The organism is Phycobacter sedimenti (assembly GCF_038148855.1).
Classification (GTDB): Bacteria; Pseudomonadota; Alphaproteobacteria; order Rhodobacterales; family Rhodobacteraceae; genus Phycobacter; species Phycobacter sedimenti.
The window spans coordinates 179,734-204,269 of the sequence record NZ_JBBVGR010000003.1 but is presented as its reverse complement, the minus strand read 5'-3'; the positions used below and the strand labels follow the sequence as shown (position 1 = coordinate 204,269).

The window sequence follows — 24,536 nt, the reverse complement described above, 5'->3', positions numbered from 1 at the left end:
ATCGCGCAAAGCAGACGCAACGGAAAGCGGCCTAGCGGAACTTGTCCACCAGGCGTTCAAACGGGGAGCGCGTGTCCTCGGCTTTTGCCGTGTCCTTTTCCGGCTTTTCTTCTTTCACAGGTTTGTCTTTGGCCGAGGTCGAGCTGCGCGGGGGAGCGGTGCGCAGGGCGACCGCGTTCATGAACTTGCCGCCATCGCCTTTGGCCAGTGCGGCCGCGCCATCGGAAATGCCGCGCATCAGATCATCGAGCCAGACCTCATCGGCCTTGGGGAAATCGCGCAGCACATAGCCCACGACGGCATCCTTGTGGCCTGGATGGCCAATGCCAAGGCGTACACGGGCATAGTCGGCGCCAATATGCGCATGGATCGACCGCAGCCCGTTGTGCCCTGCATGGCCGCCGCCTTGCTTGACGCGCGCCTTTCCGGGGGCAAGGTCCAGTTCGTCATGCAGTACGGTCACATCCGCAGGGGTCAGCTTGTAAAACCGCATCGCCTCTCCTACCGATTGGCCGGAGTTGTTCATGAAGGTCTGAGGTTTCAGCAGCAGTACCTTTATGGCGCCGATGGTGCCCTCACTGACCTGCCCCTGAAACTTGGACTTCCAGGGCGAGAACCCGTGATCCTCGGCGATCCGGTCCAGCGCCATGAAGCCGATATTGTGCCGGTTATGCGCATATTTCGCACCGGGGTTTCCAAGGCCGACAAAGAGTTTCATGGGATCTCTCGCTATTTGCAGATCACGGTTTTCTATGACGAGGGATACATGCCCCCTCTGCCAGTGAAAATCCAGAGGCGTGGTGGCCGTGGGTGCCAAAAGAAAACGGAGCCCAAAGGGGCTCCGTTCAAAATTCTGCGCCTGACGCGGATCTTATTCTTCCGCGGCTTCCGCTTCGTCTTCGTCCTCATCGCTCGAGGAGGCCAGACCGGCGGGGGCTGCGATATTCGCAATCACGAAGTCGCGTTCGATGGTCGGCTTGGCGCCACCGGGCAGCTCAACGGAAGAGATGGTGATGGTGTCACCAATCTGCAGGTCGGAGATGTCCACGGTGATCTTTTCCGGGATGTCGCCGGCGGTCACAACCAGTTCCACCTCGGGGCGGACAACGGACAGCATGCCGCCTTTTTTGATTCCGGGGGCCACGTCTTCACCAGTGAACTCAACCGGGATGAACAGGTTGATCTTGGTGGTGCGGCGCAGGCGCATCAGGTCGAAGTGGGTCGGCAGGTCCTTGACCACGTCACGCTGAACGTCGCGGCAGATGACGCGCACGTCGTCCTGGCCTTCGACTTTCAGGTTCCACAGGGTCGACTTAAATCGACCGGCCTTCAGCTTTTTGAACAGCTCGTTGAAGGGGATCTGAATCGCCATCGGCTCAGCGTCACCACCAAAAACAACACCAGGTACCATACCAGCGCGACGCGCTGCGCGAGCGGCGCCCTTGCCCGTCCCCGCACGTGCCTGGCAAACGAGATCAGGAATCTCTCCAGCCATTTGAATTCTCCAATTTGTTAGGGCGGGATGCCTCCAAGGCTGTCACCCCGCATGAAGCCGCGCGTATAGCCGATAATCCCCGGGATGCAAAGCGCTAAAATACAGCTCTGCCTCAGTCCTGCCAGGTGCCTTCGAACCCCTTGGGGATCAGCAGGTTGTGGCGTCCCAGCTCGTTCACATTCCGCTCGCCGCATAGGGCCATGGTGGTGTCGAGTTCCTTCTGGATCACCTCCAGCGCGGTGGTGACGCCCTTTTGCCCCATGGCGCCAAGCCCATAGACAAAGGCGCGGCCGATCATGGTTCCCTTGGCTCCCAGAGCCAGCGCCTTCAACACGTCCTGGCCCGAACGGATGCCGCTGTCCAGATGCACTTCGACCTGATCCCCGACCGCGTCCATGATTTGCGGCAGCATGCGGATCGAGCTGAGCGCACCATCAAGCTGGCGTCCACCGTGGTTGGAGACGGTGATGGCATCGGCGCCCACCTTGGCGGCCATCTTGGCGTCTTCGGCGTCGAGGATCCCTTTCAGGATCACCTTGCCACCCCACATCTCTTTCAGCTTTTCGATCTTGCCCCAGTCCAGCGAGGGGTCGAACTGCTCGGCCGTCCAGGCGCCCAGCGAAGAGGCGTCTGATATCCCCTCCACATGACCGACAATGTTGCCAAAGTGGCGGCGCCTCGCCCCCAGCATTTCAATGCCCCAAGCCCATTTGGTCATCAGGTTTGCAATGGTCTTGGGGGTTAGTTTCGGCGGGGCGGAGAGGCCGTTCTTCAGATCCTTGTGGCGTTGGCCCAGGATCTGCAGATCGAGCGTGATCACCAGGGCAGAACATTTTGCAGCCTTGGCGCGCTCAATCAGGCGGCGCACGTAATCCTCGTCCTTCATGGTGTAAAGCTGGAACCAGAAGGGTTTGGTGGTTGCCTCGGCCACATCCTCGATCGAGTTGATCGACATGGTCGACAGGGTAAAGGGCACGCCAAAGGCCTCCGCGGCACGGGCGGCTTTAATTTCGCCATCTGCATGCTGCATTCCTGTCAGCCCGACAGGGGCGAGGGCAACGGGCATGGCGACATCCTGACCAATCATCTGGCTTGCGGTGGACCGGCCAGACATGTCGACGGCCACGCGCTGCCGCAGGCGGATCTTTTCGAAATCGGAACTGTTCTCGCGGAAGGTTTGCTCCGTCCAGCTACCGCTTTCGGCATAGTCAAAAAACATCCGGGGAACGCGGCGTTCATAGATGCGCTTCAAGTCATTGATATTGGTGATTACCGGCACGGGTTCATCCTCGCCCTAACTGTGGTCAATAATCTTTACCAATTGTGCGGGGGTGGCGCAATGATCGCGATACAAAATGTCCTGAAATGACATTTTACGTTAGATTTATTAAGAAAGATCTGTAGGATTCCCAGCAGGGGCGGAGTTTGGCGGTACCATGACGCGTCGGCCGCAGCGGGTGCGGTCCTGTCCCGCATGAGCAGGGGGCCAGTCAGGCAAGACAAATTGACCGTGAAACGCAATCCCAAGTCGTCTTTCCCAAAGCGGGGCACAGTGGCCGAAATGAAGGCCGCCTTTGAGCGTGAACGGTCGGCTCGTGAAGAGGCCGAAGCGGCCAACAATGCAAAATCCGCCTTCCTTGCCGTCATGAGTCACGAGATCCGCACTCCTCTGAATGGGGTTCTGGGCATGGCCGAGGCTTTGGCCGAAAGCGGTTTGCGAGACGATCAAGTGCAGATCCTCGACAGGATCACCCGTAGTGGCAATCTGCTGTTGACCATCGTCAATGACATTCTCGACCTGTCCAAGATCGAGGCGTGCAAGCTTGAACTGGAGTGGCTGCCGACCAATGTGAATGAAACCTTCATGTCCCTGTGCGAAGAGTTCCGCCCGCGCATCGAGGCAAAGGGCCTGTCCTTCACGACGGTACTGAGCGATCTCATGGTGAAGGGAGAGGTCTGGGCCCATCTGGACCCGTCTCGCCTGCGGCAGGTGCTTGGCAACCTGTTGTCCAATGCTCTGAAGTTCACCACCGAGGGCGCCGTGACGTTCAGCGTGTCTGCCGCCCCGCTGGATGAAGAGACCATTGCGCTCGATTTCAGGGTGCGGGACACCGGTACGGGTATCCATGAGACGCAGCATGGCAAGCTGTTCAACCCCTTCACCCAGGCTGAGGCAAGCGTGAACAGGCGACATGGCGGCACAGGGCTTGGGCTGGTCGTGGCGCAGCAGATCTGCAAGGAAATGGGTGGCGGTATCGAATTTACCAGTGCCGAGGGGGACGGTAGCGAATTCCATGTGTCTCTTATTCTGGAGTTGGCGCAGCCTCCCACCGCGACACCCATGGAAGACAGCGACTGGAGCAGTGATGTTCTGCACAGCCGCCGCTGGCGGATCCTGGTGGCCGAGGACAACCTCACCAACCAGATGGTTCTGCGCCACCAACTGAAGGAATTCGATCTAGATCTGGTGATCCTGCCGGATGGCGCTGAACTTTACGAAATTTGGCTGGTCGGCGGTGCGGATCTAATCCTGATGGATATCAACATGCCGGTGATGGACGGGGTTGCAGCAACGGGCAAAATCCGGGCAACCGAGAAAAAGGCCGGTTTGGCGTCCACTCCGATCATTGCGATCTCGGCCAACGCCATGCTGCATCAGGTTCAGGGCTACATCGCGCGTGGCATGTCGGATCACGTGGCCAAGCCAACCCGCAAACGTGATCTGATTGCCATCATGGCGCGCGCATTGAATGCGGCCTCACGGCGTGAAGACCACCCTGAAGCGATACTGTAATCGGTGACGCAGGGGCTTATGCGGAGTGGGCCCCGTCAGACAGGGATTTTACGAAGGCGAGAACCTCATCCACGCTCTTGCCTGATCCGATCTGACTGACGATGGCGCTGCCCACGACGGCGCCATCAGACACGGATGCGATGTTGCGCGCCTTTTCGGGAGTGTTGATCCCAAATCCGACAATAACAGGAAGATCGGTTGCAGACTTGATCCGGGCGACTTCCGGTCCAACGTCGCCGGCTTCAGCCTCGGCGGCTCCGGTAATGCCGGTGATCGAGACATAATAGACAAAACCCGAGGTATTTTGCAGGACGCGCGGAAGGCGTTTGTCATCTGTGGTCGGCGTTGCGAGGCGGATGAAGTTCAATCCTGCCGCCTGCGCTGGAATACACAGCTCTTCATCCTCTTCGGGCGGCAGGTCCACGACGATCAGCCCGTCGATTCCGGCGGCCTTGGCATCGGCCAGGAAGGTGTCGACACCACGATTGTAGATCGGGTTGTAATAGCCCATCAGGACGATCGGCGTGGTATCGTCTTCCTTGCGGAACTCGGTCGCCAGCTGCAGCGTGCGTTCCAGCGTCATGCCGCCTTCCAGCGCACGTTGGCCGGCCAGCTGAATGGTCGGACCATCCGCCATCGGGTCGGTAAAGGGCAGGCCCAGCTCGATGATGTCCACGCCCGCTGCTGGCAGCCCTTTGACGACCTTGAGCGATGTTTCGTAATCCGGGTCTCCGGCCATGACATAGGAGACGAAAGCTTTCTTCCCTGTTGCCTTGAGTTCAGCGAATTTTGCGTCGATGCGGGTCATGGTCAGGCCTTGTTTTAACTGTCCGCCATGGTGTGCCGAATGTTGGAGCGGAAATCAATCCCAAGCCCGGTCTGCTTGTGCAGATCGCCGGACCTGGGAGGCGCAACAGCAGATCGGCCAAGGTTCAAAGCGGAATATGCCAGCGCAATTGAAGCGAGTTGACGCCGGGGTTTATGTCCGCCGTTGAGGCATTGGACTTGTGTGACAAGGACAGGGAAAGTGCCGTGCCGTTGGCAAAGCCGCGACCCACGGCAATCTGGCTGCGGATCTCGAACGTCGAGCCCAGATCGTTCAGGTGAAAGTTCTCGGTATAGACCCCCGGCAATATGCTGGCGTCAATGAACCAGGACTTCCCGAGATCCCATTTGCCAGACACCCCAGCTCCAAGAAAGACATCTCCGGTTTCCTGCACATCAAGAGCCGCGCCAAACCGGGCTGCGAAGATCCCTTTTTCAAAGAAAGGCGTATGGCGATAATCGAGCGAGACAAGGGCACCATTTTCGGCTCCGGGACGAGAAAACTCCGAGTATCCCAAACCGATGGACAACTCCCGATCCTGGGCGACGGCGGGGCTGGCCGCCATGGCAAGCGCGGCAAGGAGGGCAATGTATTTCATGATTGATCTCTGCAATTTGGCTTTTGTGTTCCCGCAACATGTTCATTGAAGACCATGAACAACATGGGAATCAAGTGATTGGCATGAGGCGTGAAGGGCCGTGAACCTGTTCGAAACCATGCGGCACCCGGTTGCGTTTCACGTCAAGGACGCTTGCACCACGTCTCATTGCTGCCTAGAAGCGGCTCCCAAGTGGCATCAGGAGGCCGGTATGGGCTTTAAAATGGGAATCGTCGGTCTGCCCAACGTTGGCAAATCGACGCTGTTCAACGCGTTGACGAAAACGGCTTCGGCGCAGGCCGCCAATTTTCCGTTCTGCACCATCGAACCCAACGTGGGCGAGGTCGGTGTTCCCGATGCGCGCCTGGACAAACTGGCAGCCATTGCCGGGTCCAAACAGATCATTCCGACGCGGATGACCTTTGTCGATATTGCAGGGCTGGTCAAAGGCGCCTCCAAGGGGGAAGGGCTGGGCAACCAGTTCCTTGCCAACATTCGGGAGGTCGATGCGATCGCCCATGTGTTGCGCTGCTTTGAGGATGGCGATGTGACCCACGTCGAAGGGCGCGTTGACCCGGTGGCGGACGCCGAAACCATCGAGACCGAACTGATGCTGGCGGATCTGGAGAGCATCGAAAAACGCCGTGCCGGCCTCGTGCGCAAGCTGAAGGGCAACGAAAAGGAAGCGCAGCAGCAGGATCGCCTGCTGGCCGAAGCCCAGGCGATGCTGGAAGACGGCAAGCCCGCGCGCCTTGTCGAGGTGGACGCCGAAGACGCCAAAGCCTGGCGCATGCTGCAGCTTCTGACCACCAAGCCTGTGCTTTACGTCTGCAACGTCGGCGAATCCGAATCCGTTGAGGGCAACGAACACTCCGCCAAAGTGGCCGAAATGGCTGCGGCTCAGGGTAACTCTCATGTGATCATCTCCGCTCAGATCGAGGAAGAGATCAGCCAGCTGGAGCCGGAAGAGGCCCAGATGTTCCTGGAGGAAATGGGTCTCACCGAGGCAGGGCTCGACCGGCTGATCCGCGCAGGCTACGAGCTGCTGCGCCTGGAAACCTATTTTACCGTCGGTCCCAAAGAGGCGCGCGCCTGGACCATCCGTAAGGGCACCTCTGCGCCGCAGGCGGCCGGCGTGATCCACGGCGATTTCGAAAAGGGCTTCATACGCGCAGAAACGATCGCCTATGAGGATTTCATCGCCAACAACGGCGAGCAGGGTGCCAAGGAAGCCGGCAAGATGCGCGCTGAGGGCAAGTCCTACATCGTGCAGGATGGCGATGTGATGCACTTCCTGTTCAACACCTGATCCGCCTTCCTTCCGACAATGACCAACACCCGCGATGCCGTATCGCGGGTGTTGGCGTTTTCAAGGTGCGGCGACAGGAGGCCGGGGGTAAGGCGGCGGGGGCCTGTGTCTTGCAAATATGCACAGCAGCTCCTGATCGCCTGCTATTGAGTGCGGCGAGAGGCTTCTGTAAGCGTTTTGCACGGTTCAATCGCGCCCGGCCTGTCTGGCGCGCCAGAAGCGGCCCATGCCACACTGATGCAGGAAGGCCAGTAGCCCGATGACACAGCAAAGCCGCGCAATCCTGCTGATGATCGGAGCGATCTTCTGCTTTTCCGTCATGGATGCGACGGTGAAGGCCGTAACCCCCGGTGTCGGCGTGTTGCCCGCCCTTTGGGCCCGCTATGCCGGGCAGATGCTGCTGGTTCTGGTGCTTGTGATGCCGCGGCTGAAACAAGTGGTGCGCACCCGGTATCCGGTTCTGCAGCTGCTGCGCTCGATTCTGTTGATGAGCGCGACGGCATTCTTCTTTACGGGGCTGAGCCTCATTCCGCTCACCGATGCTGCGGCGCTGATGTCCACCAATCCGGTTCTGATCACGCTGGGTGCGGCGCTCTTCCTGGGAGAGAGACTTGGCATTCGCAGAGTGGGGGGCATTGCCGTCGCGCTTGTCGGAGCAATGATCGTGATGCGGCCCGGCAGTGGCGTGTTCACTCCGGCTGCGCTGCTGCCGCTGGCCGCTGCTGCTTGCTATTCGGGCTACGCTTTGTTGACGCGCCGTGTCGGCTCCGATGAGGATGTCTGGACATCCCTTTTCTACACTGGACTGGTTGGCACCATTCTCTTGAGCCTCGCGGTCCCTTTCCAATGGCAATCTCCGGATCTTGGCGACGCGTCTTTGATGGCTGTCATTGCCCTGGTCGGAACGGTCGGGCAATTGGCCTTGATCCGGGCTTTCTCGCAGGGAGAGGCGGCCATGCTGGCGCCATTTTCCTATACGGGGCTTGCCTTTGCAGCCTTTTGGGGGCTGGTGTTTTTTGCGGAGGTGCCGGACGTCTGGACAATCGTGGGTAGCCTCTTGATCGCTGGAGCGGGTCTTTATGTGTGGCACCGGGAAACCTACCAGCGCCGGTAGGCAGGCTGCATTGAAGCCTTGTGCGACCCGGCACAGGGAATTTGGCGACATGCCAGAGATTTCCTGCAGAAACCGCTTGTACGCCTTTGTCTTTTTAAATAGGACGGTCAGCGGAGACGTGGCCGAGTGGTCGAAGGCGCTCCCCTGCTAAGGGAGTAGGCGGGAAACCGTCTCGAGGGTTCGAATCCCTTCGTCTCCGCCACTTGCACATCGCAAACCCGAGTTGAGGTCCCTGACGGGACCTTTTTTCTTTTGGTTTCAAAGGGGTTTAGCGGAGGCATCCGACTTTCGGAGACTGGTATTTCCGCCGAAATCGGTCTCTGAACGCCCCGCGTCTCTTTCTATCCGCCCTTCACCCAAATCGAGACGGATTCAAAAAATGTCTTACTTTCAGTGTGTTGGTGAAATCGAATTGCGCCGCAGTTGGATCGGGTTCATTTGCCCTCGGTGCAAACAGAGACACCCGAAGGCGGCGTGACCTTTCGAAATGGTGCGCACATCAGCGGTGGGTCTCGGGGGGGGGGGTCTGAGCGGATTGCGATGAAAAGTTTGGCGCCCTCATTTGTTTTTTGGGTCGTTCTATCGACCCCGTCCTCCCTCGCGCCTGACGATGCGTCCGTCCTCCAGCGTCAGGATCGTGTCGGCGCGATCCACGATGCGGTTGTCATGGGTGACCAGTAGTGTGGTGGTGCCGCGCGTGGCCCCCAAACGTTTCAGGAGGTCGACCACATCGGCCGCGCTGTCCTTGTCGAGCGCAGCGGTCGGCTCATCGGCCAGCACGAGCGCCGGGTTTCCGACCAGAGCACGGGCGACGGCCACGCGTTGCTTCTGCCCACCCGAAAGGTTGGCTGGCAGATAGTCCATCCGGTCCGAAAGGCCAACAAGGTCGAGCGCACGGGCCGCGGCAGCGTCGGCCAGCGCATCGGGCACGCCGGGGCGCACCTGCACACCCATGATGACGTTTTGTGCCGCAGTCAGGCTTTCATGCAGGTTATGCGCCTGAAAGATGAAGCCCAGCCTTTGGCGCACGCTCGTCAGCTCCGCCGCTCCGGCGCCGTGCAATTCGTGCCCCAGCAGCCTGACAGACCCCTCCTGCACCGCACGCAGGCAGCCGAGAAGCGTCAGAAGCGTCGTCTTGCCCGACCCGGATGGCCCCATCAGCACGGTGAAGCTGCCCCGCTCCAGGGTCAGGTCGATGTCGAACATCGCCTGTTTTCTGGCGTCGCCCATGCCGAACCAATGGTTTAGGCCGCGCACCCCGACGATGCTGTCCTCCGTCATCCCCGCCCCCTCAGAACAGATCGGCGGGATCGGCCGCCGCCAGACGCCGCGTGGCGATAACCCCGGACAGCGCCGAAAAGACCACTGTCCCGAAGAACACTGTCACGGCCATGTCGGGCGTCATGCCCAGTGGCAGCGTCGTGACAGCCCCCATCAACGCGAGGATGCCTGTGCCAATCAGCACCCCCGGCACGAAGCCGAAAAGCCCCAGCACCAGCGCCTCCTCGATGACGATGCCGAGGAAGAAGCGCGGCCCGTAGCCCATCGCCTTGAAGGTCGCATATTCGCGCAGGTGATCGGCCACATCCGCCGACAGGACCTGATAGACGATCACCAGACCCACCAGCACCCCGATCAGGACGCCAAAGCCGAAGATCACGCCGGTCGGGCGCTGCGTCTGTTGATAAGTCAGGTCTTCCTGAGCGGCGTCCTCGTAACTGCGGATGCGAAGGGATTGGTCCGAGATCAGCGCCCGCAATCGCGTGACCGTCGCCGCCACATCGGCTCCGGGACGCAGGCGCAACAGGATGTGATCCGGCGCGGCGGAACTGCGCGAGGGAAAGAGCGACAGAAACGTCTGGTCCGAGGTCAGCATGAAACCGTCGCCCCCGAAACCGCCCCCACCCGCAAAGGTGCCCATGGCCGAAAGCGTGCGATCCTGCGCTTCGAAGCGTAGCGGCGTCTGGGGGCGGATGCCCGCTGCCTCCTCCGCTGGCAAGCCACGCGCCAGCCGGTCAAGGATCACGGCGTCCTGCACCTCCAGAAGATGCAAGCCGTCGCTGGCGCCTTGTGCAATGAAGCTGGGTTGGCTCGGGTCGATGCCGAAGGTGGTGAACGAGATGGTGTTGCCGCCCCGATCCCAAGGCACATTGCCCACGAAAAGCCCCATCCCCTCAACCACATCCGGGTCGGCCAAAGCCTGCAACAGCCATTGCCGCGCGACATTGCCCCCCTCGGCCAGCGCGTTGGCGTCCGATGCCGAGATCATGATATCTGCCTGAAAGAACTCATAGGGTTTCAGCGTCGCCGCCGCCATCGAGTTCATCAGCCCGAGCTGCACAAAGACCAGAACATTCGCGAAGGCCACACCGGCAAGCGCGGCGGCGAAGCGGCCCCGCTTGTGGGTCAGTTGCAGCCAGCCGATGGGCAGCCGTCCCATCAGGCGTTGCAAGAGCCGCGTCATTGCCCGGCCCTTGCGGCGGCGCCCGTGTCGATCCGCGCCACAGCTTCCAGATTAGTGTAGCGCGCGGCAAGTTCCGAGGATGGGGCATCGAGCGCGACCAGCACCCGGATCACGCGGGCATCCGAATTCGCCGCCGCATCGTCGGAAATCAGCCCCTGCCGACCGACCGTCAGACCGATGCTTTCGACCGTCCCGGACAGCGACCGCCCCAGCGCATCGGCCACGATCTCGACCGGCTGGCCGGGCGCGACCTGGGCGATGCGGTCCTGCCAGATCTCAACCTCGGCCATCATCTGGCCGGTCGCGCCCATTTCCATGATCCCCTCGTTCGGGGGGCGCTGGCCGGGGGTAGCGTGAATATCGAGGATCGTGCCGTCAATCGGCGCGCGCACTTCGGCCCGGCCCAGATCCATACGGGCACGGTTCAGTTCCGCCTCGGCTGCGGTGACGTTGCGGGCTGCGACCACGACATCGGGCTGATCGTCGATGGCCAGTGCCGTGAAGCGGGCGAGCGTCGCCTCGGCACGGACAACGGCCTGCGCCGCCTCAGCTGCGCGGGATTGCGCGGTCTCGAGCGTCGCGGTCGTGGCGATGCCCCGCTCCGTCAGCACCTCGGTCCGCTCGAGGCTGGCGGCGGCCTCTGCGGCGCTGGCGCGTGCCTGATCGAGGCTTGCCTGCGCTTCGGCCCGGCTTGCTTCGATGGTAGCGCGGGTCTGCGTCAGGATCGCTTGCCGCACCGCCAGATTGGCTTCGGCCTGCAGCACAGCGCCTTCCAGCGCCTGTACATTGTCGAGCCGCGCCAGCACAGCACCGCGCGCCACGCTGTCTCCGATAGCCACAAGGATTTCGGCTACCCGCGCATCGCCCGCGCCATAAGGGGCCGCGACGATCGCCACATCGCCTTGCGGCATGATCCGCGCCAACCCCAGAACATCTGAAGGCAGAAGCGTTTCCACGATTTCTTCGGGCACGTTGATCTCGGGCGGCAGCGCGATGGGGTTCGCGGCCCCGCCCCCCGGCTGCAGCCCGGTCATGGCGTAGAAATTCTGCAGTCCGGGCGGCTGGTAATACATGCCGATCACTGCCCCCAAGAACATGAACAGGGGCACCAGCAGGACCAAGAGGTAGCGCTTGCGAAAAAGCTTGCGTCGGGGCTTGGGTGCCTCTGGGCGTCGCAGGTCGAGGGGTAGGTCGGGGTCGTCGGTCTGGGTCATGCCCGTCTTCCTGTTAGTGGGTGTGTGGGGCGGGTCCGTGCCGCCCCTTTCTGGCCGTCTCAGTGCGCGGGCCGGATCATCCGCTGCATCACGTTGTTTTTCAAAACGATGCGATGGAATGGCACGGCCAGGACATGGAGCGCCACGAGCGCGAGAAGCACCACCTTGAGAACGTTGTGCGCCTGCGCAGCCGGGGTCACGTCGCCGAACCAGGCGATAAGACCGGTGACCGACATCGCCGCAAGCACGGCGTAGAAGGCCCAATGAGCGACATGGCTGAGGGCCTTGAGCGGCGCGGGTTCGTTTTCGGGCGGGAGCGGAGCGCCGCGGCGCAGCCGCAGGACAAGGCGCCACGCGACGAAGGCGAGGATCAGACCGCCGCCGACGACATGGGCAAGGATCAGCGGATCGAAGGCGTAGTCTTCGCCGGCGCGAATAGCCTCCCAGGCGCCCGAAATGGCATCTTTGAAAATGTATTGCGCGGCAACCAGCACGGCAACGGCCCAATGAAGTGCAATCTGCGTGACTGAATACCCCTCGGGGGTGTTTGTATTTTTCGTCATTGTTCTAATCTCTTCTAAAGTGCCAAGGCTGACTCTTTTCAGAGCCAGCCCCGTTTCTTGTCCTTACTGATCGGCTTGGTTCGGCGCGTCATTGATATGCATCAAACTCATGCGCGCCATCATCTGCGCCGGAAAGGCCATCTCGTCGGCGCTGATCTGGCCGTCCTCATCGGCGTCCAGCATTTCGAAAGGCCGCTCAGCGAAGCCTCGGGTCGCTTCGGCGAAGAGCGCCGCGAACTCGTCCTCGGACAGCGCGCCGTTGCCATCAGCGTCATGCTCGGCATGGAGCGCGGCCACGCCCGCCTGAATCTCGGCCGGGGTCACCGTGCCGTCCGCGTCGGCATCGAAGGACTGGTAGACCGGATTGTCGGTCATCCCGCCCATGCCCATCGGCCCGTGCCCGTCGCGAATCATCATGCCCGGGCCCCGGTGGTCCTGCGTGAAGCCCGCTTGCGAGCCATGCATCATCTGCATCATCCGCTGCGGCCCCCAGCCCTCGTTCGGCCCCCAGCCGCCTGCGATGGCGGGGATGGCGATGGCGCCGATCACGGCGGCGGTGGCGGCGGCGCTGAGCGTCAGGATCGTCTTGCGTTTCATGGTCTCACCTCTTCGGGTTGGTGTTTCGATGAGGCGAATTTGGGGGGGCCGTGTCGCAGAAGATTGCCGATCCGACCCCAGATTTGTATCGGTCTGTCGCAAACCCTGCCGTCCGCGACCGATCGCGACGCATTTTTTCCCCTGAACCGACGCTCCTTGCGCTATCAAGGGCTTATGACAGAACAGACCCGCGCACCTCATATCCTTGTCGTCGACGATCATCGCGAAATCCGCGATGCGGTGACGCGTTATCTCGAAAAGAACGGCATGCGTGCGAGTGCGGCCCGGGACGTGGCCGAGATGGATGCCCACCTGAAGGCGGGCCGCTTCGATCTCGTGGTGCTCGACGTGATGATGCCCGGCGAAGACGGGTTGTCGGCTGCGCGGCGGCTGGCGTCCTCCGGCGGGCCGCCCGTCCTGATGCTCAGCGCGCTTGGCGAGGACACAGACCGGATCGTGGGGCTCGAGGTGGGCGCTGACGATTACCTCGTGAAACCTTTCAATCCGCGCGAGCTTCTGGCCCGGGTCAAGGCGATCCTGCGCCGGTCGGAACGCCCCGAACCGCTCGCCGGCCAGCTGGGTGGCAGGAAGCTCGGCTTTGCCGGCTGGACGCTGGACACCGACACGCGCGCGCTGACCCATGAGGACGGGCGCGCGGTCTCGCTGACCACGGCCGAGTTCAAGCTGCTGACGGCGTTCCTGGAACGCCCGCGCTTCGTGCTCTCGCGCGATCAGCTTCTGGACATCACCAGCGGGCGCACGGCGGACGTGTTCGACCGGACCATCGACAACCAGGTGAGCCGCCTGCGCCGCAAGATCGAGGACGACCCTGGCAATCCTCAGATCATCGCGACGATCCGCTCGGGCGGCTACAGCCTTGCCGCCGATGTGCGCGAGGTGACGTGATGCGCCTTCTCCCTCGCAGCCTGCTGGGGCAGCTGGCGCTCCTGATCGTCGTGGCCTTCCTTGCCGCGCAAGCCATCAGCGTGTGGATCTTTGCTGACGAACGGGGCGCTGCCATCCGTGCGGCACAGCGGTACGAGACCGTCGAGCGCGCCGCCGCGGTGGCCCAGGCGCTCGATCAGGCCCCCCGTGAGAGCCGCGAGAGCATCCTTGCGGCGGTGAATTCGCGGCTGGTTCGTTTCAGTGTCGGCGATGCGCCCTTGGTGACGTCGGGACAACCGGATCTCGTGCCGATTGAGGAACCCGGCGATATCCGGGCAACGGAAGTCACCGTCTCTCCCCACGACGGACGACCCGCGGAGCCGCCAGCCGCCTTCGCCTGGCTGCACGACCGGATGCGCGCCGCGGGCGTCGCGCCGGTCGAATTCCGGATCTCGGTCCCGCTCGGCGATGGCGACTGGCTCAACGTGTCTGCCCAGTTCCAGAGGCCCGATCTGCAGGCGCCGCCCGCACTCTTGGGCGCAACCCTTCTGTCGCTCGTGCTGGTCATCGCGGCGCTCTGGTATGGGCTTGGGCGGATCACGCGACCGCTCCGGCAATTGGCCTCTGCGGCGGACGGGTTCGGTCTCGACGCCCCGGCACCCGAGATGCCGCGACGTGGTCCCCGCGAAGTTCAGGCCCTCTCGGACGCGCTGGACCGGATGCACGGACGCCTCACCGCGATGGTGACGGACCGCACCCGGATGCTCGCGGCCCTAGGGCACGATCTGCGGTCACCGATTACGGCTTTGCGTGTGCGCGCCGAGATGGTCGATGACGACGAGACGCGCGAGCGGATGGCTGCCACGCTCGAGGAAATGCAGGAGATGGTGGATTCAACCCTCGCCTATGCAAGGGGCGTGTCCACCGACCAGCCGATGGAGGAGACCGATCTCGCGGACCTGATGCGTGACCTCGCGGTGGAACTTTCGGAAACCGGCCCGGAGATTTCGGTCGAGGCGCCGGTGCCGGTTCACGCCGATATCCGCCGCACCGCAATGCGCCGTGCCCTGCGAAACCTCATGGAGAACGCGCAGCGATATGGGTCCGGCGCGAGGGCGACGGTCCGCCAGACGGCGCACGCGGCTGAAATCCTTATTGAAGACGAGGGGCCAGGCATTCCCGAAGACGATCTCGAGAAGGTCTTCGACCCGTTCACCCGACTGGAGACGTCGCGGTCCCGTGAAACTGGCGGGATCGGGCTCGGCCTTCCCATCGCAAGGTCGATTCTGCGCGCCCATGGCGGAGATGTGACTCTCACCAACAGGACCAGCGGTGGCCTGCGTGCCACGATTCACCTGCCTAGGACCGAAAGCGCCGCATCATAGCTGCGACGCCCAGCGGGGGTGCTGGTCGTCCACGACGAATGGATGCGCATGTCGGCGCTCGCCCTTGAGATGGGGGTGGTCGAGCGGCAGGTTTTCGTGGGTGTGCTCGAGGATTTCGGGATCCTCCTTGGGCCATAGCCGCAGTGCAACCAGCGCACCGGCCGCCGCCAATAGGGCAAGGCAGCCGAGCGCCACGACCGGCCCGAACTGCGTCATCAGCCAGCCTGAAAGCGGATAGGTCACGAGCCAGCAGGCGTGGCTCAGCGCGAACTGGGCAGCGAAGAGCGCGGGACGGTCCTCCGAATGGGCCGAGCGGCGCAGGAGGCGTCCCGAGGGGGTGAGCACGGCGGAGTAACCGAGCCCGACCAGCAGCCAGGCACCGAGCAGGAAAGGCCAGTCTAGACCGAGGGCGGCGACTTCTGCCACCAAGACCAAGAGAGACAGGACCATCAGCGCGGCGCCCGCGACCATCACCGGCCTGTCTGGCACGCGGTCGAGCAGACGCGGCAGCGCGAGCGCCGCCAGCATCGAGCCTGCACCGAAGGCGAACATCGTCCAGGCGAGCGCGCTCTCGGACAGGCCGAGCGCGCCGCGAACCAGCACCACCGAGTTGACCAGCACCATGGCACCCGCCGCAGCCGCGGCCAGGTTCAGCGCCAGCAGTCCCCTTAGACGCGGCGTGGCAAGGTATATGCGGATGCCGCGTGTCGTGCGGTCGTAGATACCGCGCGGCTCGGACGCCTTCGGGCTCGGCAGTAGGACCGAGACGACCAGCAGCGCCGAGGCCGCGAAGCCCGCCACCGTGCCGAGGAACAGGGAGTTGTAGCTCATCAGGGCGAGCAAAAGCGCCGCTAGCGTCGGGCTGACGATGTTCTCCAGATCGTAGGCCAGCCGCGAGAGCGACAGCGCGCGGGTGTAGCGCGCCTCCTCGGGCAGCACGTCCGGGATCGTCGCCTGGAAGGTCGGCGTGAAAGCCGCCGAAGCCGATTGCAGCAGGAAGATCAGGACATAGACCTGCCAGACCTCGGTCACGAAGGGCAGGCAGAGCGCCGCGCCCGCGCGCACCACATCGAGCCCGACCAGCAGCCCGCGGCGGTTGACGCGGTCCGCGAAGGCGCCCGCTATGGGCGCGATGCCGACATAGGCCACCATCTTGATGGTGAAGACCGTGCCCAGCACCATCGCCGCCCCGTCGCCTGCGAGGTCATAGGCCAAAAGGCCAAGGGCCACCGTCGCCATGCCAGTACCCAACAGGGATACGACCTGCGCAAGGAAAAGGTGGCGGTAGGTCCGGTCAGAGAGGATTTCCAGCATCGGTGGTCTCAAAGGTAACGGGCGATGACCTTCAACTCATCGCGATCCGCGGGGGAATGGTCTTCGTCGAGGCAATGGTCCATGTGATCGTGGATCAGGACCCGCTTGGCGTTGGCGACAGCCTTCTCGACCGCCTGCAGCTGCTGGGCGATCTCGAGGCAGGGCTTGCCGTCCTCAATCATACCGATCACGGCCCGCAGATGACCGTCGGCGCGTTTCAAACGGGCGATCAAGGAAGGATGGGTTGCGTGGGCATGGGGCTTTGTCATAGAAATACGCTATCCTCCCCCGGGGGATAAAACAAGATAGCCTCAAAAGAGGCTGCGCATATGGGCAGACAGGCAAGATCGATGAGACCTCTGGCGACAATCGGAAGACGGGTATTAGCGGCGCTCCTCTGCCTATCGTTGGTAGTCTGGTCCGTTATGCCGAGCGCGACCCATGCGCCGGCCGTATTCGAGACGATCCAGGATCACCTTGAAATGATAGCCGATCACGGGCATTCGCACGGGTTCGAGGAAGATCTCTACTGGGCGATGCACGGTCACAGCCATGACGTGGCCGACCACGATCACAGCCAGGCGCTGCTGGCGCTCGGGGATCGAAGCCATCCGATCTCCGCCTACAGGGACGCATGGCGGCTTAAGGCCTCGCCGGGCGGCGGGCACCACACGTTCCGGATCGAACGACCTCCGCGTGCCTGATTGGCGCCGCGCCCGCGCGCGGCTTCACCGATCATTCAATCGCACGAACGGAGACCTATTCATGAGTTCCAACTCAACGGGCCTGCACGCGCTCGCGTCGCGACGCGTCACGGCCATCCTTCTAACAGCCCTTGCGCTCTACGCCTCCAGCGTGGCGCAGGTGCTCGCCCATGACGTCACCCCCGGTGACGCGGGCTACATCCAGGAAATCTGGGGGGTGCACATCATCTCCTTCATCTATCTCGGCGCCAAGCACATGGTGACGGGATACGACCACATCCTTTTCCTTCTGGGCGTCGTCTTCTTCCTCTACCGGATGAAGGACGTGGCCATCTATGTCAGCATCTTCGCCGTGGGCCACTCGGTGACCATGCTCGCAGGCGTCTGGTGGGGATGGGGCATCAATTCCTACATCATCGACGCCATCATCGGCCTCAGCGTCGTCTACAAGGCGCTCGACAACCTTGGCGCATACCGGAAATGGTTCGGGTTCCAGCCCAACACAAAGGCCGCGACGCTTATCTTCGGCCTCTTCCACGGCACCGGCCTCGCCTCGAAGATCATCGAATACGACATCTCCGAGGATGGCCTTTTGTGGAACCTTCTGGCGTTCAACGTGGGTGTCGAGGTCGGCCAAGTCCTCGCGCTCTTCGCGATCCTCGTCATGATGGGCTACTGGCGCCGGTCCGAACGCTTCATGAGCCAGGCAGTCGTCGCCAACATCATCATGGTGGGCCTCGGGCTCTGGCTCACAATCTACCAAATCAACGGCTTCCTCACGGCCGCATAAGGAGAATTGGATATGCAACTTATCGATAGAATGCGTGACACGATGCAATTAACCGCGGAGAAGCCCGATCCGGCGCTCCTGCCCACACCGAAGCAACTGCGGCGCTCGACCATCGCCGCTGTGATCGGCGCGGCCTTCATTGGTGTCGGCGTCTACCTGCCGGCCGAATACGGGATCGACCCGACCGGCGTGGGCAATTTCATCGGCCTCACCGAGATGGGCGAGATCAAACAGCAGCTCGCTCGCGAGGCGGCGGAGGATGAGGCGGTCCACGGCGACGGGGATCAGTCCTCAAGCCTGATGAACGACATCTTCGGCCTCTTCGTCGGCGCTGCATATGCGCAGGAAGCGTGGACCGACACGGTGACCTTCACGCTAGCACCGGACGCTTTCACCGAGGTCAAGATGGTAATGGCCGCAGGCGATATCGTCGAATACTCGTGGGTCGCGGAAGGCGGACGGATCAACTTCGACCTGCACGCTCATGGCGATGGCCAGTCGGTGGACTACGACCGCGGCCGAGGCGCGACCGACGGCGCAGGCAGCATCGAGGCGCCGTTTCCCGGCGAACACGGCTGGTTCTGGCGCAACCGTGACGATTCCGACGTGACCGTCACGCTGCAGCTGCGCGGTGCATACACCGAGATCGTTCGCAGCGAATAAGACAGTGCGCCTGCGGGAAACCGCAGGCGCATTCGCTTCTAGGTAGATCACAGCGGTCGGCTGCTCATGCTCCGACGGCCCGCACCACCTGCTCCTTCCAAGCCTCCCCTGCTAGAAAACACAAATCGTACAGGCTGACCGATGAAGCCTCGCGCCCACAGGTCAGCCGCTTCAGCACCTCGGGGGCCAGATAGGCCAGCCTTAGTTGGCGGCTGACATGGCGTTCCGCCAGTCCAACCGCCTCGGCCAGTTCCTGGATGGTGGCGAACTCACCGGCCTCCATGCGCCGCCGCCATCCCCATGCGCGACCGATGGCGCGCAGGATATGCGGGTCTTGGGTCTGGTCCTCGCTGGGGCGGTAGTCAGCTGGCGGCAGAATCTTTGGTCGCCCATTCTTCTTGCGAACTGTCAGGGGAATGAGAACGCGGATCGTATCGTTAGGCTTGCTCATTCTGCAGCCTCCAGCCTGCGGGGCACCACCATCTCGCGGATCACTCCGGCGATGCCCTCGCGGCGAATGTCGACCTCGAGCCCGGCAGCGGTGACCGTGACGCGCCGCACCAGCAACTGGATGATCCGAGCCTGCTCGACCGGGAAGAGTTGCGACCAGAGGGCCGTGAACTCGTGCAGAGCTGCGATGGCATCCGCCTCCGAAGCCGCACCGCCGTCGCGTTTCAGGACGGCCAGCACGTGCGTGACCACCTCTGGCGTTTGCAGGATGCGGCGAACCTCGGTCACGACTGCGTCCTCGACCATTCCGGCCGCAAGCCGCATCGGCACGGTCTCCTCGCCGGTTTCGCGGTTCCGTATCACGTCCATGGACACATAGTAGCGGTAGAGCTTGGCCCCCTTTTTCGTGCTGGTCGGCGTCATGGCGGCGCCATTTTCGCCGAAGATCAGTCCTTTCAGTAGCGCGGGCGTCTGCGTGCGGCTGTTGTTGGCCCGCTTGCGGGGGCTTTCCTGCAGGATGGTATGGACCCGATCCCAAAGGTCAGCGTCGATGATTGCGTCATGCTCGCCCGGATAGGCCTTGCCCTTGTGCAGAGCTTCGCCCCGATACACGCGGTTGTTCAGCAGCCGATAGAGATAGCCTTTGTCGATCAGCGTGCCCTGCTTGTTGCGGAAGCCCTCACCACGCAGTTCCCGCGCCAGCACAGTGGCGGACCCCAGCTCGATAAACCGCTGGAAAATCCCGCGCACGGAGGCGGCCTCGGCCTCGTTCACCACCAGCTTGCGATCCTGTACATCGTAGCCAAAGGGCACATAGCCGCCCATCCAGATGCCGCGCTTGCGGGATGCGGCCACCTTGTCTCGGATGCGTTCGCCGATGACCTCGCGTTCGAACTGGGCGAAGGACAACAGGATATTCAGTGTCAGCCGCCCCATCGATGTGGTCGTGTTGAAGGACTGTGTCACCGAGACGAAGGTCACGCCGTTGCGGTCGAACACCTCGACCAGCTTGGAGAAATCCATCAGCGAGCGCGACAGGCGGTCGATCTTGTAAACGACCACCACGTCGATCAGCCCATCGTCGATGTCTGTCAGCAGCTGCTTCAGGCCGGGGCGGTCCAGATTGCCCCCCGAGAATCCGCCATCGTCATAGCGTTCGCGCGTGGCGACCCAGCCCTCGGATTTTTGGCTGGCGATATACGCCTCGCAGGCTTCCCGCTGCGCGTCGAGGCTGTTGAATTCCATGTCGAGCCCTTCCTCGCTCGACTTGCGGGTGTAGATGGCGCAGCGCAGGCGGCGGTTGGGGCGGGTGTTGAAGTCCATCACACGTCCTCCCGCTGGCGTTCCCGCAGGCCAAAGAAGCGATACCCGTTCCAGCGGGTGCCGGTGATTTCGCGGGCGACGGCGGAGAGGGATTTGAATTTCCGACCCCGCCAATCGAAGCCGTCCTTCAGGACAGTGACCGTGTGCTCCTTGCCGTCCCATTCGCGCAGCAGCTTCGTGCCCGCCACCGGATTGCGGGGATCGGCGATCTGATGTTTGCGCCTTGCATGACCTTCGACCTCGTCGGCCAGCAGATCCAGCATGCGGCGGGTCTCGCGGTCAGGTTCGCCGTAGGTCAGCTCCTGAAGCCGATAGGCGATCCGAAGTTCGAGAAATGCGCGGCTGTTGTTCGGCGCCGAGGTGCCGATGAGCTTTTCCCATTCGGCTTTCAACTCCTTGACTGACATCGCCTTCAGGGCGGCCAGGCGCGAGAGCACCGTCTGATCAAGGCTTGGATCATGACCCGGTTGCGCAGGGGCTATCTTATTGTGGTGCTTCATGAATTCCTCCGATGCGGATACGTTTTGCACGACGACCACCGCTCCTTCTGGGCGAGAAGTCCACGAAACTGTCTCCGTTTTCGGCAGATAAACCGCTGGACTGTGCAGCATTCAGCCGAACGACGCCTGCGGCAAGGATGCGCCCAATCTCGACGAGGCGTGCATCGACCGACATGCGGTCAGGGCATAGGGGATTGGGCCCCGAAATCGGGGTTTCTGGTAGGTTTGGCATGGCGACTTTTCGCGATTGGGATGATGACCAAAAGGTATCGCGAAATCAGGAAAACACAAGCTTTTCAATATTTTGTGGACAGAATCGCGCCATGCGTAACGCCGCGAATATCTGCGCAGTCCTTATCGACCATATCAAGCTCATCATCGCTCCGTTCAACGGGGCATCGACGAATCACTAGGTGGTGACGCCTAGCGCTATGGCCTACGCTTGAGGATTGTCTGGCCCTGCTCGAAGAGTTCAAATGCCTTCAGCTTTGCCGCGTCTTCTGTCGGTAGCCCAGATGCGGAAAGTTTAACGTGATCGTTCTGAACAATTGTCGACCATCCGCGCCCGCTCTGGAATACGCTTGCGTTCAGGCCTTCCTTGTTTCTGTACGGGTTCCCTTTTCTCGAAGTACGCCAGCCCTTTGAAATCCAAGTCTTGCGTCGAGAGGATCTGTTACGAGCGGATTTTTCTCGCTCCTTTGCCTGAGCAACGTCCCCCTCCATGTGCCCCGCACACACGCAGCCGACCCTTAACTCATTTGGATATCGCGAATTTTGCATAACGTGGACGAAACGAACATGGCGCGCCTCGCACATCTCACACAGGTGGTCCTGCTCTTCTAATTCTTCGATGCCAACGCATGTCCACCCCTTATGGGGAACGCCCGGTTCTCGCCATTTGCCAGTTGCGGTGGTCTCTCTTGGCATTAGCGCCTCCAAGGTCAGGACATGAACTTATCGAACGTGTCGAGCGTCGGCTCTTCCTCAAGCTCGGCCATCTCCCACCGTGACGGTCCGCAGTCGGGGTAGAGCAAGAGCGAAATCGACATCTCGTTGCCGGGCGAGAACACGGTCATTTCGCGCACCGGCTCGGTACCGGCCCAGACACCTGCCGGATGGTGGTGGCCGTGGCGGCCGGTATCCTGGTCAACTTCCTGCGCGGCCAGAGAGGCTGGCGGCAATTCGGTCACTTCCTGCCGCGCACGATAGAAGACGCCGGATTTCAATAGCGGCTCACTGGACCAAGCCCAGTCGATGAAGCCTTCCTTACCAACGACGATCATGGCGCGCTTGTCGGTGATGGTCATCCACTTCAGGATGGCCGCAGTCAGCGACACGGCATAGCGGTCCGATAACTCGGTCATCACGTCGATGTCGATTGCCCGCCCCTTGATCCGGGCGCGGAAGTCATCAAGCGGCATCAGCAGGTAGGACGCAAAGGTGTTGGCCTCGCCCTCAATCTTGGTCACGCTCTCGTCCCAATCCGCCATGTTCCGATTGGTGCACTTGAGGCCAGACGGGTGCAGTTGCCGATGCAAGAGATAATGCCCCAGCTCATGCGCCAGCGTGAAGTTGCGGCGCCCTGCAGACCGGATGCTTTCGTTGTAGATGATGCCCCACTCGCCAGAGCCGTCGCCGCGCGGCATCAGCATACCCTCGACGCCCTTCGACAGGTCCAGCCCCCCGACCATCGTGATCGGTGCGTCAGGAAAGACCTGCCGTGAGAAATCCTGCGCCAGTGCCGCCACGTCGATGGGGAAGCGCGGGAGCCCGTGCACAGCCTGATGCACGGACAAGATCTTGGTCAGGCGGTTGGCCCAACTCTGCGGCGTCGTCGGCAGGCTCAATCCTTCTTCCCCCACGCATCGATCATCTGACTAATCTTTTCCTGATCCTGGGGATCGAGCTTGCTGAATTTGCGGAAGAAGGCCTCCCTCAGAACCTGGTCACTGGGCTCCTCGCTGTCGTCCAGCAGGTAATCGGTCGTGACCTCGAGCGCCTGGGCGATGCGGGTCAGCTTTTCCCCAGACGGTTTTCTGGTGTCTCGGTTCTCCAACTCCCAGATGTAGCTCTTGCTCGAGTCGGTAAGCTCAGCGAGCTTGTCGAGGGAGTATCCCTTTTCCTGGCGGTGGCGCTTGATCTTCGCGCCGAGGGACGTGGTCATCGTTTCATCCTTGTTTTCCTTGGGTTCAGGACACTTGTTCGATATGCCGAACAAAAACGTGCCGCGCAAGTGGACTCGGCGATTTGTTCGGTCTATATCGAACGTCTGCGTATCGCGATGCGCCGATTCTCCCTGCTCCCGGTCACGAAAGGTCTCCCATGACTGCTATCTCCGCCTTCTTCCGCAAGACCCCCGTCCTTCGCCTGAAGGAGTATTTCACCTCCGGCGGGTTCACTTCGCTCGCTCCCGTCGATTGGACCAAGCCAGAGGCTGATGTCGTCGAATCGCTGATCAAGGCGGTCGATGGTATGACGGATGACGAAAGGCAGCGTGTCGTCCTTGACGCAGGTCGTGTCGCGGCTCTCGCCGACGAAGCTGGCCAGAATGCGTTGCAGAACGTTGTCCTGAACCGCACGATCTTCGATACGCTGGAGGGGGCCAACAATCGCTCGCTCTGGGTCTTTTTGAACGAGAACGACCGCTTCCGCCTTGCGGAAGAGGTGCGTTACAACGATGAACGCCGTCGCGGGCGCTCTTGGAGCGGCTTCGAGGTCGAAAAAGACTGCACGGTTCGCCGTGATCTGGTGTCTGTTGCGGCCTTCACCAAGGCAATCCGCGACCGTTTCGACACCCCGCATGTGCACGTCGACATTTTCGACCGGCACCGCGTCATCCTCGATGACCAGGAATGCGATCTCGTGCAGGTCGCTGTCTATCGCGAGGGCCGACCGGAGGACATGCTTGGATTTGACGCGAACAGCACCTTGTCGCGGCGTATCGTGAAGCCTGTGTTCGAGGCTGCGCTGACTTATGAGGCGGACACCGGCGTCATCGAGGTGGTGGCCAACACGCTGGAAGACCGGCGGGATCTGACGGCTTACATGGCGCGGGATCTGCTCGGCATCGACTTCGAGGAAAAGCATATCCCCTTCCGCGAATACGACCTCAGCATGTTGCTTAAGCCTTTCGACTTCCCGACGGACGTCGAAGACGGAATCATTGGCGTTACCGTGAAAGAACTGCGCTTGATGGAGGTCGGTCAGCCCAACGAACGGATCATTCTCGAATCCATGTCAGGTGCCGACCGCACTGTCTGGGAAATGGCCGAAGAGCGCATCGGGCTCGACATCGGCGGCACCGGGCATGTCCTGTCGATCGCGTCGGAGATGCCGGAATGGATTGTTACCCGCGCCCGGTTCACGATCAAGTTCCAACCCGGCCCCGGTGGTGGGCGTGGCAAATCCCTGACGCTGACCGTGACCATGCCACATGGCTGCAACCTCAAGGACATGACCCCGCATGAGCGGTTGATCGGTGAGAAGTATCTGCGCCGCTGGGGCATCCTGACCGACACCGCTGATCTCGGTGATCTCATTGAGTAAGC

The 24,536-nt window shown here is 61.9% G+C and carries 26 protein-coding genes and 1 tRNA gene; 10 read left to right on the top strand and 17 right to left on the bottom strand.

Going from position 1 to position 24,536, the window contains the following annotated elements; genetic code table 11:
* Positions 1-31: 31 nt before the first annotated feature.
* From pth to AADA15_RS06660, 3 genes are all read right to left on the bottom strand, one after another.
* Entirely contained in the window at positions 32-718 is a 687-nt protein-coding gene (pth, locus tag AADA15_RS06670; protein WP_341640767.1) for an aminoacyl-tRNA hydrolase, read from the bottom strand.
* Between the two features lie 153 nt (positions 719-871).
* Positions 872-1,495 carry a 50S ribosomal protein L25/general stress protein Ctc gene (locus AADA15_RS06665; RefSeq protein WP_341640766.1) on the bottom strand — a complete coding sequence of 208 codons (624 nt, stop codon included), beginning with the start codon at positions 1,493-1,495 and terminating at the stop codon, positions 872-874.
* Between the two features lie 112 nt (positions 1,496-1,607).
* Positions 1,608-2,774, bottom strand: coding sequence for an alpha-hydroxy acid oxidase (locus AADA15_RS06660; protein WP_341640765.1), 1,167 nt, complete (start codon positions 2,772-2,774; stop codon positions 1,608-1,610).
* Between the two features lie 231 nt (positions 2,775-3,005).
* Between AADA15_RS06660 and AADA15_RS06655 the strand changes: the two genes are divergently transcribed.
* Positions 3,006-4,289 (top strand): ATP-binding protein, encoded by a 1,284-nt coding sequence (locus tag AADA15_RS06655; RefSeq protein WP_341640764.1) that lies wholly within the window; start codon positions 3,006-3,008, stop codon positions 4,287-4,289.
* A 16-nt stretch (positions 4,290-4,305) separates the two neighbouring features.
* On the opposite strand, the gene trpA is transcribed toward AADA15_RS06655, so the two are convergent.
* Both trpA and AADA15_RS06645 read right to left on the bottom strand, forming a co-directional pair.
* Positions 4,306-5,097, bottom strand: coding sequence for a tryptophan synthase subunit alpha (gene trpA / locus AADA15_RS06650; RefSeq protein ID WP_341640763.1), 792 nt, complete (start codon positions 5,095-5,097; stop codon positions 4,306-4,308).
* Between the two features lie 124 nt (positions 5,098-5,221).
* Positions 5,222-5,713 carry an acyloxyacyl hydrolase gene (locus tag AADA15_RS06645; RefSeq protein ID WP_341640762.1) on the bottom strand — a complete coding sequence of 164 codons (492 nt, stop codon included), beginning with the start codon at positions 5,711-5,713 and terminating at the stop codon, positions 5,222-5,224.
* Between the two features lie 211 nt (positions 5,714-5,924).
* Here AADA15_RS06645 and ychF point away from each other — a divergent pair, with 211 nt between their 5' ends.
* The 3 genes from ychF (at position 5,925) to AADA15_RS06630 (ending at position 8,338) form a co-directional block, all read left to right on the top strand.
* The gene (ychF, locus tag AADA15_RS06640) at positions 5,925-7,022 is read left to right on the top strand and encodes a redox-regulated ATPase YchF (protein ID WP_341640761.1); all 1,098 of its coding nucleotides are present in this window, start codon (positions 5,925-5,927) and stop codon (positions 7,020-7,022) included.
* A gap of 259 nt (positions 7,023-7,281) precedes the next feature.
* Positions 7,282-8,136 carry a DMT family transporter gene (locus tag AADA15_RS06635; RefSeq protein WP_341640760.1) on the top strand — a complete coding sequence of 285 codons (855 nt, stop codon included), beginning with the start codon at positions 7,282-7,284 and terminating at the stop codon, positions 8,134-8,136.
* 112 nt (positions 8,137-8,248) lie between these two features.
* Positions 8,249-8,338: transfer RNA gene (locus AADA15_RS06630), tRNA-Ser, on the top strand.
* 377 nt (positions 8,339-8,715) lie between these two features.
* Here the strand turns inward: AADA15_RS06630 and AADA15_RS06625 are convergent.
* The 5 genes from AADA15_RS06625 to AADA15_RS06605 all read right to left on the bottom strand — a co-directional run bounded on the left by AADA15_RS06625 (position 8,716) and on the right by AADA15_RS06605 (position 12,974).
* Positions 8,716-9,417, bottom strand: a complete 702-nt coding sequence (locus tag AADA15_RS06625; protein ID WP_341640759.1) for an ATP-binding cassette domain-containing protein — start codon at positions 9,415-9,417, stop codon at positions 8,716-8,718.
* A gap of 10 nt (positions 9,418-9,427) precedes the next feature.
* On the bottom strand, positions 9,428-10,600 hold the full coding sequence (locus AADA15_RS06620; protein ID WP_341640758.1) for an FtsX-like permease family protein: 1,173 nt from the start codon (positions 10,598-10,600) through the stop codon (positions 9,428-9,430).
* Positions 10,597-11,814 carry an HlyD family efflux transporter periplasmic adaptor subunit gene (locus tag AADA15_RS06615; RefSeq protein WP_341640757.1) on the bottom strand — a complete coding sequence of 406 codons (1,218 nt, stop codon included), beginning with the start codon at positions 11,812-11,814 and terminating at the stop codon, positions 10,597-10,599. Before AADA15_RS06615 ends, AADA15_RS06620 begins: the two co-directional genes overlap by 4 nt.
* 59 nt (positions 11,815-11,873) lie before the next feature.
* Positions 11,874-12,377: a cytochrome b gene (locus AADA15_RS06610; protein WP_341640756.1), complete on the bottom strand. Its 504-nt coding sequence runs from the start codon at positions 12,375-12,377 to the stop codon at positions 11,874-11,876.
* A 63-nt stretch (positions 12,378-12,440) separates the two neighbouring features.
* On the bottom strand, positions 12,441-12,974 hold the full coding sequence (locus tag AADA15_RS06605; protein ID WP_341640755.1) for an EF-hand domain-containing protein: 534 nt from the start codon (positions 12,972-12,974) through the stop codon (positions 12,441-12,443).
* A 174-nt stretch (positions 12,975-13,148) separates the two neighbouring features.
* Here AADA15_RS06605 and AADA15_RS06600 point away from each other — a divergent pair, with 174 nt between their 5' ends.
* A complete protein-coding gene (locus tag AADA15_RS06600; RefSeq protein WP_341640754.1) occupies positions 13,149-13,880 on the top strand; it encodes a response regulator in 732 nt (243 codons plus the stop codon).
* Complete coding sequence (locus AADA15_RS06595; RefSeq protein ID WP_341640753.1) at positions 13,880-15,244, top strand: ATP-binding protein; 1,365 nt, start codon at positions 13,880-13,882, stop codon at positions 15,242-15,244. Before AADA15_RS06600 ends, AADA15_RS06595 begins: the two co-directional genes overlap by 1 nt.
* On the opposite strand, the gene AADA15_RS06590 is transcribed toward AADA15_RS06595, so the two are convergent.
* Entirely contained in the window at positions 15,239-16,558 is a 1,320-nt protein-coding gene (locus tag AADA15_RS06590; protein WP_341640752.1) for an MFS transporter, read from the bottom strand. The genes AADA15_RS06595 and AADA15_RS06590 overlap by 6 nt on opposite strands.
* An 8-nt stretch (positions 16,559-16,566) precedes the next feature.
* Positions 16,567-16,827, bottom strand: coding sequence for a metal-sensing transcriptional repressor (locus AADA15_RS06585; protein WP_341640751.1), 261 nt, complete (start codon positions 16,825-16,827; stop codon positions 16,567-16,569).
* Positions 16,828-17,040: 213 nt separating this feature from the next.
* On the opposite strand from AADA15_RS06585, the gene AADA15_RS06580 reads away from it, so the two are divergent.
* The 3 genes from AADA15_RS06580 (at position 17,041) to AADA15_RS06570 (ending at position 18,715) form a co-directional block, all read left to right on the top strand.
* Positions 17,041-17,262: a hypothetical protein gene (locus AADA15_RS06580; RefSeq protein ID WP_341640750.1), complete on the top strand. Its 222-nt coding sequence runs from the start codon at positions 17,041-17,043 to the stop codon at positions 17,260-17,262.
* 61 nt (positions 17,263-17,323) lie between these two features.
* Positions 17,324-18,052: a HupE/UreJ family protein gene (locus AADA15_RS06575; protein ID WP_341640749.1), complete on the top strand. Its 729-nt coding sequence runs from the start codon at positions 17,324-17,326 to the stop codon at positions 18,050-18,052.
* A gap of 12 nt (positions 18,053-18,064) precedes the next feature.
* Entirely contained in the window at positions 18,065-18,715 is a 651-nt protein-coding gene (locus AADA15_RS06570) for a transmembrane anchor protein (protein ID WP_341640748.1), read from the top strand.
* 64 nt (positions 18,716-18,779) lie between these two features.
* On the opposite strand, the gene AADA15_RS06565 is transcribed toward AADA15_RS06570, so the two are convergent.
* From AADA15_RS06565 to AADA15_RS06545, 5 genes are all read right to left on the bottom strand, one after another.
* Positions 18,780-19,166 (bottom strand): hypothetical protein, encoded by a 387-nt coding sequence (locus AADA15_RS06565; protein ID WP_341640747.1) that lies wholly within the window; start codon positions 19,164-19,166, stop codon positions 18,780-18,782.
* The gene (locus AADA15_RS06560) at positions 19,163-20,488 is read right to left on the bottom strand and encodes a recombinase family protein (protein WP_341640746.1); all 1,326 of its coding nucleotides are present in this window, start codon (positions 20,486-20,488) and stop codon (positions 19,163-19,165) included. The genes AADA15_RS06565 and AADA15_RS06560 overlap by 4 nt, the downstream gene beginning before the upstream one ends.
* Positions 20,488-20,988, bottom strand: coding sequence for a DUF2924 domain-containing protein (locus tag AADA15_RS06555; protein WP_341640745.1), 501 nt, complete (start codon positions 20,986-20,988; stop codon positions 20,488-20,490). The genes AADA15_RS06560 and AADA15_RS06555 overlap by 1 nt, the downstream gene beginning before the upstream one ends.
* Positions 20,989-21,929: 941 nt before the next feature.
* Positions 21,930-22,835 (bottom strand): ImmA/IrrE family metallo-endopeptidase, encoded by a 906-nt coding sequence (locus tag AADA15_RS06550; RefSeq protein ID WP_341640744.1) that lies wholly within the window; start codon positions 22,833-22,835, stop codon positions 21,930-21,932.
* On the bottom strand, positions 22,832-23,152 hold the full coding sequence (locus AADA15_RS06545; protein ID WP_341640743.1) for a helix-turn-helix domain-containing protein: 321 nt from the start codon (positions 23,150-23,152) through the stop codon (positions 22,832-22,834). The genes AADA15_RS06550 and AADA15_RS06545 overlap by 4 nt, the downstream gene beginning before the upstream one ends.
* Positions 23,153-23,310: 158 nt before the next feature.
* On the opposite strand from AADA15_RS06545, the gene AADA15_RS06540 reads away from it, so the two are divergent.
* Positions 23,311-24,534, top strand: coding sequence for a hypothetical protein (locus tag AADA15_RS06540; protein WP_341640742.1), 1,224 nt, complete (start codon positions 23,311-23,313; stop codon positions 24,532-24,534).
* Positions 24,535-24,536 lie beyond the last annotated feature (2 nt).